16 protein-coding genes are annotated in these 12,817 nt (G+C 35.0%); 7 read left to right on the top strand and 9 right to left on the bottom strand.

Going from position 1 to position 12,817, the window contains the following annotated elements; translation table 11 throughout:
- The 4 genes from H3R29_RS00850 to yaaA form a co-directional block, all read right to left on the bottom strand.
- Positions 1-1,062: an ABC transporter permease gene (locus H3R29_RS00850; protein ID WP_198202300.1), complete on the bottom strand. Its 1,062-nt coding sequence runs from the start codon at positions 1,060-1,062 to the stop codon at positions 1-3.
- Entirely contained in the window at positions 1,062-1,583 is a 522-nt protein-coding gene (locus H3R29_RS00845) for a TetR/AcrR family transcriptional regulator (protein WP_198202299.1), read from the bottom strand. The genes H3R29_RS00850 and H3R29_RS00845 overlap by 1 nt, the downstream gene beginning before the upstream one ends.
- Positions 1,584-1,721: 138 nt before the next feature.
- Positions 1,722-2,327 (bottom strand): histidine phosphatase family protein, encoded by a 606-nt coding sequence (locus tag H3R29_RS00840; RefSeq protein ID WP_198202298.1) that lies wholly within the window; start codon positions 2,325-2,327, stop codon positions 1,722-1,724.
- Between the two features lie 50 nt (positions 2,328-2,377).
- Positions 2,378-3,145, bottom strand: a complete 768-nt coding sequence (gene yaaA / locus H3R29_RS00835; protein ID WP_198202297.1) for a peroxide stress protein YaaA — start codon at positions 3,143-3,145, stop codon at positions 2,378-2,380.
- A 56-nt stretch (positions 3,146-3,201) separates the two neighbouring features.
- On the opposite strand from yaaA, the gene H3R29_RS00830 reads away from it, so the two are divergent.
- The gene (locus tag H3R29_RS00830) at positions 3,202-3,882 is read left to right on the top strand and encodes a hypothetical protein (protein ID WP_198202296.1); all 681 of its coding nucleotides are present in this window, start codon (positions 3,202-3,204) and stop codon (positions 3,880-3,882) included.
- 67 nt (positions 3,883-3,949) lie between these two features.
- On the opposite strand, the gene H3R29_RS00825 is transcribed toward H3R29_RS00830, so the two are convergent.
- Genes H3R29_RS00825 through H3R29_RS00805 form a run of 5 tightly spaced genes read right to left on the bottom strand, consistent with a single transcriptional unit; the run spans position 3,950 to position 6,998 of the window.
- Positions 3,950-4,246 carry a DUF202 domain-containing protein gene (locus H3R29_RS00825; RefSeq protein ID WP_187156842.1) on the bottom strand — a complete coding sequence of 99 codons (297 nt, stop codon included), beginning with the start codon at positions 4,244-4,246 and terminating at the stop codon, positions 3,950-3,952.
- 19 nt (positions 4,247-4,265) lie between these two features.
- A complete protein-coding gene (locus H3R29_RS00820) occupies positions 4,266-5,108 on the bottom strand; it encodes a PTS system mannose/fructose/sorbose family transporter subunit IID (protein WP_198202295.1) in 843 nt (280 codons plus the stop codon).
- Between the two features lie 2 nt (positions 5,109-5,110).
- Positions 5,111-5,977: a PTS sugar transporter subunit IIC gene (locus H3R29_RS00815; protein WP_198202294.1), complete on the bottom strand. Its 867-nt coding sequence runs from the start codon at positions 5,975-5,977 to the stop codon at positions 5,111-5,113.
- Between the two features lie 59 nt (positions 5,978-6,036).
- Positions 6,037-6,540, bottom strand: a complete 504-nt coding sequence (locus H3R29_RS00810) for a PTS sugar transporter subunit IIB (protein WP_038521053.1) — start codon at positions 6,538-6,540, stop codon at positions 6,037-6,039.
- A gap of 17 nt (positions 6,541-6,557) precedes the next feature.
- The gene (locus H3R29_RS00805; protein WP_198202293.1) at positions 6,558-6,998 is read right to left on the bottom strand and encodes a PTS sugar transporter subunit IIA; all 441 of its coding nucleotides are present in this window, start codon (positions 6,996-6,998) and stop codon (positions 6,558-6,560) included.
- 197 nt (positions 6,999-7,195) lie between these two features.
- Here H3R29_RS00805 and H3R29_RS00800 point away from each other — a divergent pair, with 197 nt between their 5' ends.
- The 6 genes from H3R29_RS00800 to H3R29_RS00775 all read left to right on the top strand — a co-directional run bounded on the left by H3R29_RS00800 (position 7,196) and on the right by H3R29_RS00775 (position 12,766).
- Positions 7,196-8,209 carry a sugar ABC transporter substrate-binding protein gene (locus tag H3R29_RS00800; RefSeq protein ID WP_198202292.1) on the top strand — a complete coding sequence of 338 codons (1,014 nt, stop codon included), beginning with the start codon at positions 7,196-7,198 and terminating at the stop codon, positions 8,207-8,209.
- On the top strand, positions 8,209-9,537 hold the full coding sequence (locus H3R29_RS00795; protein WP_370567371.1) for a sensor histidine kinase: 1,329 nt from the start codon (positions 8,209-8,211) through the stop codon (positions 9,535-9,537). The genes H3R29_RS00800 and H3R29_RS00795 overlap by 1 nt, the downstream gene beginning before the upstream one ends.
- Entirely contained in the window at positions 9,530-10,219 is a 690-nt protein-coding gene (locus H3R29_RS00790; protein ID WP_122025585.1) for a response regulator transcription factor, read from the top strand. Before H3R29_RS00795 ends, H3R29_RS00790 begins: the two co-directional genes overlap by 8 nt.
- The gene (locus tag H3R29_RS00785) at positions 10,203-11,501 is read left to right on the top strand and encodes an ABC transporter substrate-binding protein (RefSeq protein WP_187156848.1); all 1,299 of its coding nucleotides are present in this window, start codon (positions 10,203-10,205) and stop codon (positions 11,499-11,501) included. Before H3R29_RS00790 ends, H3R29_RS00785 begins: the two co-directional genes overlap by 17 nt.
- A gap of 605 nt (positions 11,502-12,106) precedes the next feature.
- Complete coding sequence (locus H3R29_RS00780; protein ID WP_198202290.1) at positions 12,107-12,526, top strand: hypothetical protein; 420 nt, start codon at positions 12,107-12,109, stop codon at positions 12,524-12,526.
- 18 nt (positions 12,527-12,544) lie between these two features.
- The gene (locus H3R29_RS00775) at positions 12,545-12,766 is read left to right on the top strand and encodes a hypothetical protein (protein WP_198202353.1); all 222 of its coding nucleotides are present in this window, start codon (positions 12,545-12,547) and stop codon (positions 12,764-12,766) included.
- Positions 12,767-12,817 lie beyond the last annotated feature (51 nt).

Here is a 12,817-nt window from a genome sequence, read left to right as displayed (position 1 = left end):
TTATTCACCTATCGCCTGTGCTGGATCTACTTTTAATATTGATCTGACTGGAATTAAGCTGCCGATAATTGCAGTTACCAATAAGCCGATTGTTCCGGTCAAAATAATTTTTGGTGTAAAACTAATCGGAACAGCGGGCGGTAAAACCTTGACTGTTATCATTGTGGCTATCAATCCGATAATTAAACCTGCAAGCACTAATATCAATGCCTGACTAATAGTTGCTTTAACTAATGTACTGCTGGGAATCCCCTGTGCACGCATAACCGCATAGTTATGCAGTTTCTGCATTGTTAAAATATAGAGAAAAACTGCAATTATAATTAATGAAATAACATATAAAAAACCAATCATTAATTCAAAAGTCATATTTTGGGCAGTGTACCCCGGGAGTTTTTTAATAAACTGGTTAATGGGGTAGGTCTTACAATTTTGATAATTATAGTTATAATCTGGATTACGAGACACTATTGCCGCAGCTTGCAAAGTTGGCATTCCTTGGCGTAATTTTTTCCAAGACTGCAGCGTGCCATAAATAATTGGGGCAATATTGATTTTGGCATTTTTAACAAAACCAACAATGCGGTACTTTTTAGTAGATCCGTTTAGCGCTAATTTATCGCCTAACTGGTAACCCTTAGCTTTAAAAGCCTGATCGACAGTTACTTCATAATTCTTTTTTGCTTTTCTACCTGCAATCAGTTCCTGATCATGATAAATAAACTGCTCCTTTTTAATTCCGATGAACTGCGCTGAAATTTGTGGTCGCTTTGAGTTTTTGACTACTACCGGAATTTGTCCAACTAGGGCTTCATCTTTAGTTAATGCGTCCTTTTTTAAGTCACTTTTTGTTAAAATCGATTGACTCATACTGACATTAGCATTTTTGTTTAAAACTACTTTCTGTGCATTCCAAGATTCTAGTGCCTGGGTATTTTCACTGGCCAAACCTGTTGCCAGTGCTGACAAAATAAATATTAGATAGCTAATCAAAAAGATCATTAAAATAATTAAGCCGTAACGAAGTTTTTCTCTTTTTATTTCTTTAATTGCTAAAAACATTAATTTTTCCCTCTGTTTAACAATTCCAAACTTGCCTTCAAGCGCTTCATAATAGCTGCTTTTTGTTCTGGATTCTCAAGAACCATCCTAATAGCTGCATGACTAAGTACCATAGCACTCCAATTTTGCGGATCTAATGCGGACAGTATTTTTGCCGGAAAATGATGATCAAATGTATTCTCGTTATACAAAATATGCATTTTAATTAATCCTGCATATGTACTTTCTTTTGTTTCTTCCAGGAAATGAGTTACATTATCGTAATACTGCTGTGCTTGAAATTGCGGCAATATTTTCACTGGTGAATGAACAGTTTTTAGAGCTAAATCATATATATAGTGATAAGCATCATTCAAATCCGTAAAATACTTATAAAAAGCGCCACGCGCAATCCCAGTCTCCTTAACTATTCGCGCTACCTGCGCTTTTGCCAAAGGATATTGACTGAATTCTTTCAGTAATGCACTTTCAATTTTTTGCTTTTTATCTAGTGGCAAGTTAATAAAAGTTGACTTAGCCATATTCCAGTTCACCTCCTGTTTCCTCTTAGTGACACCGTGTCACTTAAAAAGAATAATTCACTTATGATTAATCGTCAATTATAATGCTCAATTAATTGCAGCCAGCAAAAAAGACCTCTTCTTGAGGCCTCTTGCTTTTTATTCTAGTGTCAAAATACGATTATAATAGTTTACCCGCGGAATGCCACTGCGATAAGAAACTTTTGCTAACGCACAATTGTCCATAGTTTCAAAGAAGTTCATATCACCTTGCGTAAAATAATGAGCAAACATCATTCTGATAAGAGTGCCATGACAAAATACCAAAACTTTTTTAGTTAAATAGTTCTTTTTCATATCAGCTAAAAAGCTGCCGCATCTTTCATCTAATGACGCAAATGATTCACCACTAGGTGCATATTTGATGTAAGCAGCAGCGGCCTTACCCCAAGGATCAATTGCGTCAGGATATTTTTGTCCTAATTCGGAAAGAAATTTACCATCCCACTCGCCAAAATTAATTTCTGTTAACCTCTGATCAATTTTAATTTCTCTTTGTCCCTTGGTGAAAATTTTAGCGGTAGTCAAAGATCTCTTTAAGGGACTTGAAAAGACCACGTCAAAACCAGAAGGATCAAAATTAGCAGCGGCTCTTTCAGCACTTGCACGGCCAACCTCATCCAAATCATGATCATAGACTGAGCCTTGAATTCGGCCAGTTTTATTTAAATCAGTTTGACCATGACGAACAAAAACAATTTCCATAATAACCTCACATTTCTATGTCGTAAATATATTCTTTTACTCTAAATTCTTCAGCGCCGCCTAAAATCATACTCTGTCCGAAATATGTAAGTATTGTCGGTGCTAATATTTGGTACAAAATTAAAGCCAAAATCATGAAAGTCCTGCAATTGCTGCGGCTTACTCAATTGCTTTTCCGCAATATAACGCACCATTTCTCCACGCGCCATTTTGGCATGTACACCAACTGTCTTCCACTGACCATTTTTCTTTTCTTGAAAATTAATGCTAATCATTTGTCTGTTATTTGCTACAAAGGGCGTAATATTGCGCGAATATTCTTTTGAAGCTAAATTAATTAACACTTGATCTTCATTAAAAAGATTATCAGCGATTGTTGAACCCCAAAATTGGTACAAGTTGGGCTGACTAAACCCCCAAACTTTATTTTTCATTTCTAAGCGGTAGGGCCATACACCGTCAAAAGGTCGTAAAACACCATACAGTCCCGATAATATCCGTACATTGTCTTGTAAATAAGATAGAGCAGGAGCAGTAAACAGGTCAGCAGCCATGTATTGATATTGAATACCAGAATACGAAATAACGGCTGGAGTTAGATTGTCCTTTTGGTTTAAATTAAGTTCCTTAATTTGTTTTTGACCTTCCTTGGTCGTGCGTTCACTTGACTGCCAAATTTTTTGCAATTCCTGATAGCTGCACTTTTTTAAAAAAGCAGCTAATGCTTGAGCTTGGGCTAAAAACTGCGGCTGCGACTTAGCAGGAAAAGATTCGCGGTCGACTATCATCTTCATCGCTGGTGAAATAATAATTTTCATCTTTACCACCTTTTGGGTTAAACTTATTACTGATATTTACTAGAGGAGAAAAATTAATGAATCCTGATTTTGCCATCGTATTAAATTTTAAACTAAAAAATGCTAAAGGTGTAGACGCTGATTTTTTAGTAAAAACTGCACGCAATATTGGTGCTCGCGCCGTTGCTGCTGATGCATTTAAAACTGATTTTGCAAAAGCCTGCAAAAAGTATACTATTGCTTTAGTCACTACTGAGCCCATTCAAGCTAACTATGAATTATCTGCCGCGAATGTGGTAGAGCAACTAATTTTGCAGCGCAAAGCAGGACAACAAGCAGTAATTGATATTCCCGTCACAGATGACGGCAATTTACTGGCAGAAACTAAAGCACTGCTTACGCAAATCAATAACTGGATGCATCTGTTTGGTCATGCCTTCAATGAAGGCGAGCCGTGTCATCTTACTATCAGCAATGTTAATGAAGATAATGGCTTTGTGTTGCAAAATAGACACATGCACTTTCAGAAGTATATCTTCATCAAGGCCCCCTTGCCTGAAATAATAAAAATTCACGGCTTGACCACTGAACCCAACCGCGTTGAAATGATTGCCCAAAGAACTGAACTTGGTTTCACTTTTGCTGATAACCAATTGACTATCAACTTAAAAAATGCACCTAAAAGTGATTTTACCTGGCAAGTGATCAGGATTCAAGGGCATCGGCCAGAAGACGATATTAAAGAAACAAAGTTTTAAAAATATTCTTTCAAGCATAAAAATAGGGCTGAAGAATTTGCTTCTTCAGCCCTATTTGATTTGCTCTTTATTTATTTTTTAAAAAGTTAACTTTCTTTTCGTAATCAGAAATTATCAATTTGACATTCTGCTTACCACGGTGCCTGCCATAAGCAACAATAGCTCCGCCAAGAACACCAAATACCAGTAAAATCACGCCCACAATAAAGAGCCAAGTGGTTTTGCCATAGAAATAATAGCATAAGACCAAGCCGATTGCGGCAATTGCCAATAAAGTCTGCAGCCAATACTGTAAATTTTGCAGCATCTTTTTTTGATAATTAACTTCGTTTTGATAACCGGCAGTTATTTTCTTAAGGTCCATTATTACACCGTTTTTACTTCTAGTATTTGAGTCCTGGATTGAATACGCCAAGGACAACACCGACAAAAGCTACACCAATCAAAATGATCATTGTCCAGATAGCAGAAACATGCTTTTTGGACATTAACCACCAGCAGAAAAGAGTAACGATTACTGTTAAGATGCCAGGGAAGATACCATCTAACTGCTTTTGCAAATCAAGGAAAACGTGTCCCGTATTATCTCTCAGTTGTAAAGAAGTAGTGACGTTAACCCAGGTAGCCAGAACACCACCAACAACCATACCACCGACAATGGAGATCGCACGTCTAACGGCTTTACCTTGCTTACCTACTAAAAAGCCGACAGCTTTATCCCCCAGCTTGTAACCACGGAAGTAAAGGAAACGTTGACCAAAGTAAGCAATGAGATCCCAAACGATGATGTAAAAAATAGCACCAACTGGTGAACCGTTTCTTGACATACCCAAAGCGATACCAAGTAAAATCGGAATCAAAGTACCGTCAATTAGTGAGTCACCAATACCAGCTATTGGTCCCATCAAACCGGCACGCATGTCATTAATAGTTTGACCATCAATATTTTCACCGTTTGCACGAGCTTCTTCAAGACTGGCAGTAGCACCAATGATAACCGAACCTAACATTGGATTGGTGTTGAAGAAAGCTGTATATGCCTTAATGTTATTAGTCTGTGTTTCATTGTCATTAGGATATAATTCCTTGATAATTGGCAACATTGAACATAAATAGCCAAATGTCTGCATGTGCTCCTGTGAAAAGCAGGTTAAAGCGCCCCAAAACCAGATGTTAAAAGACTTACTCAGGGTCTTATGGCTAATTCTCTTTTTCTCTGCATCCATTTTTAGATGTCCTCCTCTTCTTCGTCGTCATCAACAGCATTTCCATTTGATGAGGCGTAACTTGCATTTGAATTTCCTGAGCCCTTAGCCATTTCAATTTCATACATAATTACAGCAAACAATAATGAAATAACTGTCACAGCAACAAGGTTTAAGTGTAATGAAGCTGCTAAAGTGAAACCAACTAAAAATGGAATGAAATCAGTCACTTTATTAATAATTTGACGAAGCAAGATAGCAATACCAACACATGGTAGCATCGCACCAACAGTAAACAGGGTCTTCATTGGGATGCCGTTCATTGGTAAGGCTGTTCTCAAAGCAGTTACGGCTTCTGCACCATAATGCGTCATCAAAAGTGTCGGCAGGAATGAGAATACTAAGTGAGATAACCAAGGCCAGCCAAAATCAACTCCGTAGAGGCGATTTAACTTACCATTTTGAATATCTTTCCAGCCAAATGCCTGCCAAATCAGGTTCATAAATGCCACTGCGTAAAATAGTACCGATCCGACTGTACCTACCAGTGTGGCAAGAGATTTTGCCATGTTTGCAGCTGCTGAACCCATTGGATTAAGTCCACGTGATGAAATAGCAACCATAGCTAGTGGAATACCAATATATGAAATTGCCCGCACATCAGCAGCAACCGTACCTCCGGGTGTAACTAAGGCAATGTAAACCAACTGGGTAGCAACTCCACAGGCAATTCCTAGCGGCAAGTTGCCTAAAACGATACCACAGACCAATCCACCAACTAGTGGTCGTCCAATAGTATAATTACCGACTGCTTGACCAGCCATACAGGAGTTAGAACATAAACACGCAAATACTCCCAAAATGGCGGCTTGTAACCAACTTATAGTCATTTTTTCTCCTTCTTCTTATAAAATTATTAAGGTTAGATACTCGTTTGAGTAAATGTATCTCAATAACCGAATTTGCCTTTGAATTTATCCCAGTAGCCTAATTGTTTATCTGGTAATAAAGCAAAGTGAACCTTATATCCTTTTTGGCTAATTGCCTCAAAAGCATCACCTTCTTCTTGTGTAAAAGATTGATTACTGCCTAATTTGATTGCTCCCGGACGGTCATTACCTGGACCCACAATTAATTCTTTTTGGTCACTTGGGACAAAATCAAGATCGACCAAAATGTGCTTCATATCTTGTGGATTCTTGGTAATCAAAAAGTACCGGGTTTTAGAATTCAATACTTTATCCTTAACATCATTAAAATGAGCCATTGTCCATATAAAAGTTTTCTTACCCTGATCTTCACCCGCAGATTTATATGCGGATTTTAAGATAGGATTGGTAGCTGCCTTGTCATTTACAGCTATAATCCCGTCACAAGGACGTTCTTTTGCCCAACGGGTAGTAATTAAACCATGAATTATCCGGTCATCGACTCTAATCAATGAAACAGTCATTGTTTTTCCTCCTAGATCTAAATATCATCTTCGCTATCAACTGAATTTTGGGGAATTTCATATTGCTTTATTGCTTTTTCACCTTCACTTATAGCCGCTTTGATCAACTCTTCTTTGGACATATTTTCAAGTGAAATTAAAGCGGCAAGTGTCATTGAGAAGTTCATTCCTCCTATTACCACAGAATTTTCCAAATAACCTTGCTCATAAAATACATTTAAAAAAGTAGTTAACGGACTGCCACCTATGATATCGGCAATAATGACGAATTCATCTTCTTTTTTGAACTCTTCTTCTTGCAAAAAGGCAGTAACTTTCTTAGTAAAGTCTTCTGCAGAATCACCATTATGAAGACCTAATGCAAAGCAATGCTTAATAGCATCTCCAGCAAACATCTCCAATGAAGTTTTTACTCCCTCAGCAAACTGTCCGTGAGAAACCAAAATTAAATATTTCAATGCCTCATTCCTCTCTTTCCTAACATATGTTAAAAGTAGCACAAGCACTGTTTATGCTAACAGTGCTAAATGTCATTAAATAGGGTGTGACAATTGTCACTATTTAAAAGCGCTTTCCTAAATATAGTTGAATGAAACAGTCTTTTCAGCAATAATTACTATTAAGTAATAAATTTTCAATATAATGAGATGATGACATGAATTTATCCAAGCAAAAAAAGCAGCATAATTTAAAATTCCACCACAAAACAAGAATCCTGCTTTTGAGTGAATTGGTTTTTGCTGCTTTTTTTATATCAATAGTGTATGTAACATTTATTGCATATCCCAGTCAGAATGATCAGGTAAAAATTGGTTCTACTTATATGACTATGAATAATAGCTTTTTCCCCGTTTTAAATGAACAAATCGCTAATTACGTTGAAGACCACCATGACCGCCTATATAATAGGGACCCAGCACTAATTGTGAATAAACAGGTTGAAGAGCTTCATGCATTTATCCGTCAAGGTGTTGATGCCATTATTATAAATCCGGTTGATGGCAACAGTATGAAAATTCAAAATGCACTTCGTTTAGCAAAGAAAAGGGGAATTAAAATTATTGTAGTCGACTCACAGATGAAATCAGCTCGTTATGCCGACTGTACCATTCTTTCAGATAATTATCGTGCTGGTCAACTATGTGCTCAGCATCTGTTAAGACATAAAAGATCCGCACAAATTTTGCTTTTGGAACACTATTCAGCTTATTCAGCAAATAATCGCATAAAAGGATTTACTGATACAATTAAAAACTCTTCCCAACCCCAAAATTTTCATATTGTTGACAAAATTAACACTTATGGTCAATCGGAAATAACTTTTCCATTAGTAGAACGAGCGCTTAAGAAAGGTCCTAAATTTAACACAATTATGGCTTTAAATGATCAGGCGGCTGTTGGCGCCTTAGCTGCAATTGATGAAGTAAAATTGAAACGGCAAATAGACGTATATAGCGTAGATGGTTCAGAAAACATGAAAAAGCTTTTAGGCGTTAATCACAATGCCATTGCCACTGCTGCTCAAACACCTTTGAATATGGGTAAAACTGCCGTCAAAATTGCTTATAAACTAATCGCTGGTAAAAAAGTCCCGAAAAAAATAATTTTGCCAGTTTATTTAATTACAAACAAAAATATTAATCACTATAACGTGCTAGGGTGGCAATGATGCCTAAGTTTAAAGTCTTGATATTTTTACGCAGAACTATGTTATGGCTTAATTTCTTCGCCATCTTATTTAATGCTACATTATTTATTTACGCCACAAATTATGTCATTAAAACTTCACAGTCTTACCAGTTTTTGGAGTCGTTACATCATATTCCAGACTCACCTCAAACTATTTTTTGGGAAAGTATTATTAGTTTTTCTGTTTTAGCAATTATCATGGCTTTTCATCATTATTATTACGCCTTTAAGCAGGATACAAAATTAAATAACATTATCATTTTCGTAGAATTTATTGTGGCAATTTTCGTTTTCTTATCTCTGCGACTAACATATAATGGTATCTTTTTATTGATTTTTGTAGATTTTATTATTAGTAACCGTAATCAATATGACTTTCGTGACTATTTAGTCTGGGTAGTGGTAGTGGTATTTTTACTTTTTTTACTTGTAATCACAGACTATTCAATTCTTAGCCATTTTATAACCTTACCAGATTTAACAATTTACTTAAATTTCTTACCCATTAATATCGGGCCAAAATTATTAGTTTGGAAAAACTTTATTACCATTTTTAATTTAACCCTATTCATTTTAATTTTAATTTATTTTGCTATTTACCAGTTAAACCAAGAAAATGATATTCAAAATAAATTGGCTTTAGCTTCCAAAGCCAACTATGAATTAAAAAATTACGCTGCTTTGTCAGAATATATCGCGAAAGATCGTGAAAGAAAACGCATTGCACGTGATATACATGATTCTGTGGGTCACGCACTCACAGGTATCGCTGCTGGAATTGATGCTACTTTAGTTTTAATTGATATTAATAAAGAAGAAGCCAAAAAGCAGTTAGAGAAAATTCAAATTGCTGTTAAACAAGGAATTAAAGATGTGCGTAAAGCACTAAATCGTATTCGTCCGGGAGCATTAAATCGTTACACCTTGCAGGAGTCTTTAAAAAAAATGCTGAAAGAGTATTCAGACATTTCTCGTATTAAAATCGACTTTTCTTATCATTGGGGATCTGCAGACTTTGAAAAGACGACTGAGGACGTGGTTTTTCGCATTATTGAAGAATCAATTACTAATTCACTCAGACACGGGCATGCAAGTCAAGTTTCTATTGTATGTACTGTGCACAATAAAAATACTTATCAAATGGTAATCAAAGACAACGGCACAGGAGCCAAAAAGATTGTACCAGGTTATGGTATTACACAAATGAAAGAAAGAGTGGCAATTATCAATGGCAAAATCAGTTTTGACGGACATGATGGCTTTAAAATAGTAGTTGATATTCCAGCAGAGGGTGATACATATGATTAAAATTATGATAGCCGACGACCAGCAATTAATAAGAGATTCATTAAAGATTATTCTTGAAGCTAATAAGGACTTTTCTGTTACAGATACTGTTGCAAATGGACAAGAAGTATTAGAGAGTATTAAAAAGAAAAAACCCGATATTATTTTAATGGATGTACGGATGCCAGTCATGGATGGTACTGTTTGCACAAAATATGTTAAAGAAAAATATCCTAGTATTAAGGTAATCATCTTAACCACTTTTGATGACGATGATTTTATTTTTAGCGCTTTAAAATATGGTGCTTCAGGCTATTTATTAAAAGGTGCATCAACAAAGGAGCTCTATAATGCGATCAAAACAGTATATCAAGGTGGCGCAATGATAAACCCTGATATTACCGAGAAAGTTTTTCGACTTTTTTCTAAAATGGCACAAGCTAATTACGCCATCCAAGTTAACGATAAAGACACACAGAATTTTTCTCAACATGAATGGTTAGTAATTCAACAAGTTGGTTTTGGACTTTCCAATAAAGAGATTGCAGCTAAATTGTTTTTATCAGAAGGAACGGTTCGTAACTATATTTCAAAAATTTTAGATAAATTACAATTAAGAGACCGCACACAGTTGGCAATCTGGGCTGTTCAAACTGGAGTTACAAGCGAAAATATTAAGGACGATAATGAAACACAGAAATAAAATTATTACATTTATTTGTTTAATTATTTTAATTGCTTCAGGAGCCTTCTATTGGCACCATCATCTGCAGGAAAACGAAAAAACCCTTACAATCGGACTTTATACCAGTAGCAGTTGGAATGTACCCAATGGACACCAATATAAAGTAATCGATTATGCAATTCGTAAATTTAAAAAAGAACATCCTGAAATCAAAATCAAGTATGAAAGCGGCATTCAACAGGATGATTACCGTAACTGGCTAAGTGAAAAAATCATTGAGAATAAAACTCCGGATCTCATTATTGTTCCTAATAGAGATTTTAATGCATTGGCTAATGAGGGTACATTTAAAGATTTATCTTCCTTTATGTTACAAGATAATCTTAAGCCCTCAACATTTTATGCTAGTGCACTTAAGGCAGGACAATATAATAATCAACAACTTGCATTACCTTATGAAGCTAATCCTACGTTAATGGTAATGAACAAGACATTGCTGGAAAAATTTAAAATGAGTACGCCTAGTTATAATTGGACACCACAGAAGTTTTATAAACTATGTCGTAAAATTACTTATTCAAACACTAAAAAGAAATATTATGGTGTAACTATGAATTATAATTGGCAAGATGCTCAATACGCCTATGGAGCAAAATTATTTAATACAAATGATGGTAAAGTTGAGCTAACATCTGATCGTTCCAGACGCGCTTTTACGCTAATTGAAAATATTGTTAATGACCAGTCTACTTTTAATGTTACTTCGCAATTGTTCGATAAAGGTCGTGTAGCTTTTATGCCATTGGGGCTTGCCCAGTATCGTACTTATACTTCTTATCCTTTCCATATTACCCGGAATAATAATTTTTTATGGGAATGCACCAAAATGCCTAGTATCAAAGGAATTAAAGCAACGCCAATTGAGACCACAATGTTTGCTATTTCGAGTAAAGCTAAAAATACAAAAGGAGCTTGGGAATTTATGAAATTACTCTGCACTAATAAAACCGTGCAAAAAGAAGTAATGAAGACTAATATGGGATGCTCTGTTTTACCTGCTGTTGTAAACAATAGAAAAACTCAAAAAATTCTGGACGAGAAAGTAATTAACTTTCATAACCTAACCATTAAAAAGCTCGACTTAATAATGAAAGATGGTACAATCCTACCAAAATTTAAAGATTACAATGACAAGTCTGAAAAATTAGATTACAAAATACAAAATGCATTAAAAGCTGGTAATCTAGAGACTCAGTTGTTTAACATTCAATTACAAGTCAATCAAAGTGAAACAAATTAATTATTATAAAAAAATACGCCTTTAAGATTTAAAAGTTCATTTTAATCTCCCTATCTTTGTTTTTTCTGTCCTTTTTCTTATTTAAATATTCTAATACTTGCCCAATATTTTCTTCTTTTTTATTCTCCGGAATATTCTAATTATTTAAAATTTCAATTGCATGCTGCAGCAATGAATAAATTTGTTTATCATCATTACTGTCAATAATTAAGATAACTTATTTTAAAGTATGATTCCAAGTTTGAAGTATCTTTCTCTTCTAAAGCCTTTTTAATTAAAAACGTAAAAATAGCCTTCATATTTCGCGTTTTCTTGCGTTTTTCCTGTTTTTTATCATAAACCGGCAAGAATAACGCCACACAAACGGCTGCAATTTCGGCAAATGCTGTCACCCATTCTGACAAAGGTCCTATACTAATAGTCTCGCCTCCACAATTATTATACAAGTATTGGTTAAAAGCAAAACGAGATTTTTTACTGAATAAATACTCATAACAACAAATATAATGTGTATTGTATTCATTTATATAAAAAATTACACATTTTATTTCTATATGAGGTATGATTATATTAAACAGCTGATTGTGTTATTGAGGAGGTAAGATATGCAGTATAAAAGACCTTTTTATAAAAAAATGTGCTTTTGCTTTGCAATTATTTTTATATCTTTTTTTACTAGTTTTATTTCTGGCAATACAGGTATGCAAGATTCTCAACAAACTGTTATTGCAAAATCGACCAAAGTAGTAAAAAGTAATGCGAAAAAAGTAGTCACTGAAAAAGTAACTGTAAAAAGCAGAAAAACTACTCGTAAAAGAAAGCTAACTGCAAAAAGAAAGCAAAAAAAGCGGAAAGGTGTCGTCAAACGTAATATACGCAAAGTATATATAGCTCCTAATTCGGGGAGAAGATACCATTTTAATCCGAGTTGCCGTGGTCTTCGAAGAGCGCATGGCAATATCACCAAAATATCACTAAAAAAGGCTATTAATCAAGGTTATACCTTATGCAAATGGGAAGATTAAGGAGAAGAATAAATAATGATTAAAATTGGTTTTAGAAAGCCTAGTTTAAGAAGGTCTATCTCTGCCAGAACAAAGGGGAGAGCGACAAGGGCTATAAAAAGAGCTATCATTCCCAACTATGGTAAGCGTGGTATGGGTTGGGCCCATCCAAAAAGAAAGATATATAACTCAATTTATCATAAGACTACCTTTGATACTCGTAAATTATTTATTCATGACAGTTCTAGAAAAAGCCAATAAATATTTAAAACTATTTCTAAGCAATTTAAAGTGAATTATTAAAATAATGAA

Origin of the sequence: Lactobacillus sp. M0393, from assembly GCF_016102025.1 — a bacterium.
In the GTDB taxonomy this organism is placed as follows: Bacteria; Bacillota; Bacilli; order Lactobacillales; family Lactobacillaceae; genus Lactobacillus; species Lactobacillus melliventris.
This window is presented reverse-complemented; position numbering and strand designations above follow the sequence as displayed.

Coding starts and splice junctions, on each gene's coding strand:
- H3R29_RS00850 (WP_198202300.1), bottom strand. CDS start 1,062: ATGTTTTTAGCAATTAAAGAAATAAAAAGAGAAAAACTTCGTTACGGC.
- H3R29_RS00845 (WP_198202299.1), bottom strand. CDS start 1,583: ATGGCTAAGTCAACTTTTATTAACTTGCCACTAGATAAAAAGCAAAAA.
- H3R29_RS00840 (WP_198202298.1), bottom strand. CDS start 2,327: ATGGAAATTGTTTTTGTTCGTCATGGTCAAACTGATTTAAATAAAACT.
- yaaA (WP_198202297.1), bottom strand. CDS start 3,145: ATGAAAATTATTATTTCACCAGCGATGAAGATGATAGTCGACCGCGAA.
- H3R29_RS00830 (WP_198202296.1), top strand. CDS start 3,202: ATGAATCCTGATTTTGCCATCGTATTAAATTTTAAACTAAAAAATGCT.
- H3R29_RS00825 (WP_187156842.1), bottom strand. CDS start 4,246: ATGGACCTTAAGAAAATAACTGCCGGTTATCAAAACGAAGTTAATTAT.
- H3R29_RS00820 (WP_198202295.1), bottom strand. CDS start 5,108: ATGGATGCAGAGAAAAAGAGAATTAGCCATAAGACCCTGAGTAAGTCT.
- H3R29_RS00815 (WP_198202294.1), bottom strand. CDS start 5,977: ATGACTATAAGTTGGTTACAAGCCGCCATTTTGGGAGTATTTGCGTGT.
- H3R29_RS00810 (WP_038521053.1), bottom strand. CDS start 6,540: ATGACTGTTTCATTGATTAGAGTCGATGACCGGATAATTCATGGTTTA.
- H3R29_RS00800 (WP_198202292.1), top strand. CDS start 7,196: ATGAATTTATCCAAGCAAAAAAAGCAGCATAATTTAAAATTCCACCAC.
- H3R29_RS00795 (WP_370567371.1), top strand. CDS start 8,209: ATGCCTAAGTTTAAAGTCTTGATATTTTTACGCAGAACTATGTTATGG.
- H3R29_RS00790 (WP_122025585.1), top strand. CDS start 9,530: ATGATTAAAATTATGATAGCCGACGACCAGCAATTAATAAGAGATTCA.
- H3R29_RS00785 (WP_187156848.1), top strand. CDS start 10,203: ATGAAACACAGAAATAAAATTATTACATTTATTTGTTTAATTATTTTA.
- H3R29_RS00780 (WP_198202290.1), top strand. CDS start 12,107: ATGCAGTATAAAAGACCTTTTTATAAAAAAATGTGCTTTTGCTTTGCA.